Raw genomic sequence first — 3,246 nt, forward strand, 5'->3', positions numbered from 1 at the left:
ATTTAAAATAATCAGGTCTGTTATTGAACTTCAAATTGACTATAACCCTTAAAGGGATAACCAAATCACAATAGGAGATTTAAATTGGCCAAAGACAGCAATGAGTAAACAAGGTCCAATTATGATCTCGGGTTGTAGCTCTTCCTCAAGTAGTACATAAGTATTATTCAAATTGAAATAAAGCGCTCTCCTTCTTTAAAAAACACTTTGAGATGATTGCCAAGGCTCACTCATGGATCTATGGTAGCTCTATCATCCCTCAAAAGGGGTATTCTACGACGTTTCTGACCCGCCCCGTTAAAAAGTGTGGGTCGAGTGCCGACGTAGGAGGCTATTGTTCTTACTCTTCTTTAAAGCTAAAAAGCTTTTTTTTATCTTTTTCTTTAAAAAATTTACTTCAATCACGCCCTTACTCAGGTTGTGAGCTAAATTTCTACTATCTAACGGATACTTTAAGCCGAATTTGCCGACTTCATAAATTGAATCCTTGTCTTTAGAGAAAATAGACGTATTAAACATAAATATGGATAAATACTATATAAATATATCAATAAAATTCTCAATTTTTCTCAGTAATAAATGAATTATACTGTAATAATATAGTTTGAATTGAAATAGTGACCAGGCTACCCATTTCGGGTTAAGGTCAGGTTAGAAGGTTTAAAATATGATAATTCAACAAAAAATAGATGATGCGGAAGACTTCCAATCAAAGCTCATAAAACTGTATCAAGATACAAAAAAAAGGGTGGAATGAATGACAAATACCAGGATTTGAAAAATAAAAAAATGAATTCTTGTAAAATATTTATATAATAAAACTGCTTTATAATTCTGTCGCTCCTAAAGATAAAAAACATAGAATTTATTTGGTTTTTATTTTCAATGTATTAATTTTTTAACTAACACATAGGGGACTTTACTCAAAGGTGGTATTGACAAATGCTATTGTCGAATCTGCCCATATTTTGGATGGTGTTGATCGCGCATCCTTTAATGTAGTAGTTTCAAAATTTACTAATTAAAATTATTTGAATGGGATGAAACCTATGACTAGAGCAATATCATCTAATAACCTGTTTTGTGGTTTTAGGACTGCACTTTATATAGCAATTAAAACGGCAGATTTAACAGAAAACGAAGAACTTAAAGCTAAAATTCTATCGATATATAATAGCAATGCAGAGGCTATTTCATGGAGCGCGCTAAACGATATTACTGATACGGAAGAACCTTTGGAATATCCAAAACCTGTTATACGGGCATTTATTGAACATTGGGCTGAATTTCAATCAGAAAAAATTGTGCATAACCTTTTAGTGCAGAAGCATAGTTTAGAAGATGCTATTGAAGCCTCAGTCAAATATTCAGACAGTTCTACGGAGAATATTGAAACTAAACGGCAGGCTGCTAGGACGCATAAAAAGGAGTTTGTCGGGAACTCTGTTAAAACAAATGCCGAGGCGTTATATGCAGCACAATACAGGATTCATGCAGACTCTAATATGAAGTTTTATAAAAATCGGATAGCCAATAAAATCAGATCTTTTGCAACAAAATGGTGGGGCGATTTAGGAACGACTGATGAGTTAAAAGAGTTTATAAAAAAATGCTCTTTTAGAAAGTAATAGCGTAAAGTCCGGGAAAAGACTCGCGTTTAGAGGAATTGACCCGGAAACCCTTGTTAGTGTTATAGACTCCCTTGTAAATAACAGCCAAATTGCTATTGATTTATCGAATAGATTTATGACCTTAGGAGGATCACACTATCAGCCTCGCTATATAAATGATAATGAGGCGGATAAATCATTTTTAAATGGTATTAGTGAGGAATTTTCTAACTCTGAAAAATTTAAATATTCTAATTTAAAAGATACTAAATTTTATGACGAAAAATTAATGAAGAATCTAAAAGAGGGTAAAATAAAGCGTTTTTTAATAAAGTTATGTGAAGAATATCAGGGTAAGGCAAATGGCTTATGGGGAGGAAAAACGGTTGAGTTAGATGGTAAAACTTATAAAAAAATGCCAACTCATTTAGCAGCTATCATAGAAGATGCCAAATCAGTAGACCGTTCATTCCAATATATACTCAGCAAGCTAAAAGAATCAAAGGAAAAAAAAATTGGTTTCTGGAGTGGTGTCTGTGGAGGGAGGAATAAGAAAACAAAAGGACTTTACAATACAAGTGATTCTTTATTTTCTGATATGCAAAATAAGGAAAAAATAATAGAAGCTAATAAAACGAGAGTGCCTGGAGGGCATTATTAAATTTTTTTTAATGGTTATTTGGATAATGATAATATTCATTGAGAATATTTGTTGAGTTGTTTTGTTGCAGAAAGCACAGAGATTAAAGGGTGAAGAGTTATGCCAAGACCAACTAAATTTGAGAGTAGAAGTCATAGAGAATGGTTTAAAAAAGCAAGCAGAATAAATGCGGAAGATGATCCTGCGCTTGCTTTATTCGATTTAGGTGGTAATATCTTAAATCATAAGACAGAAAAAGGAAGAATGAACCATAAAGTGGTGGTTCATGACTCTGTTTTACGACGTAAGGGAACATTTTACATTGACCATGATGCGTTTAAAGCAATCAAACGATTGCAAAAGAATGGCCACAAAGTTATCGTAGTTACAAATGCTAATTATCCTGCTAATCTTATTATTTCTTTGTTTAAAGGACAAGGAATTACACTAACAGAGCAAGATTACTATAGTCGTGATGATATTGAAAGGGTAGAAAAACGATTTGGTCGGACTGAAAAATCTGTGTTTATCGATTATAAGTGGAATAGCTCAAATGCAATGTTATTCGATGATAATTGGTTGAATGAGCCGTTTAAAAAATGTTTGTTTCATGAAACAAAGTCTAGCGAGCCATTCCCAGATCTTGTTTTAATCAAGCCAGAAATTGTTGCTTGCTTGCAAGAGGTTGGAGCTGGATATGATGAAATTTGGAGTTTTTTCGTAGATAACCCTAAATATTTATATTCTTGTTCTTTAAAGCGAAGAATCTTTTTTTACGATGTTATTGTTAAACTTTTTGATGAAGGGGTTGATATTTCTAAAAATTGGCATTTGTTTCAAGATAAAGAGTTCCAAATAGAGATAAATTTACTTAATGCAGCAGGTGTTGACCTTTCCACCAGGTGGAATGAGTTTAGCGAGAACTCCGACCTTGTAAAATGTATGTACCACTGTTGTGAAACGACGGAGTTAGCTAAATATTGGGAACATCTTTGG

General features: G+C 33.1%; 3 protein-coding genes. All 3 read left to right on the top strand.

Features of this window, described 5'->3' with window-relative positions:
- The first annotated feature begins 1,049 nt into the window (after window positions 1–1,049).
- Window positions 1,050–1,628, top strand: coding sequence for a hypothetical protein (locus BGC07_RS00820; RefSeq protein WP_069311589.1), 579 nt, complete (start codon window positions 1,050–1,052; stop codon window positions 1,626–1,628).
- A gap of 118 nt (window positions 1,629–1,746) precedes the next feature.
- Window positions 1,747–2,271 (top strand): hypothetical protein, encoded by a 525-nt coding sequence (locus BGC07_RS00825; protein ID WP_069311590.1) that lies wholly within the window; start codon window positions 1,747–1,749, stop codon window positions 2,269–2,271.
- A gap of 99 nt (window positions 2,272–2,370) precedes the next feature.
- A partial coding sequence (locus BGC07_RS00830; RefSeq protein WP_158006815.1) for an HAD family hydrolase occupies window positions 2,371–3,246 on the top strand: 876 nt, incomplete at its 3' end.

Origin of the sequence: Piscirickettsia litoralis (genome assembly GCF_001720395.1) — a bacterium.
Lineage (GTDB): Bacteria > Pseudomonadota > Gammaproteobacteria > Piscirickettsiales > Piscirickettsiaceae > Piscirickettsia > Piscirickettsia litoralis.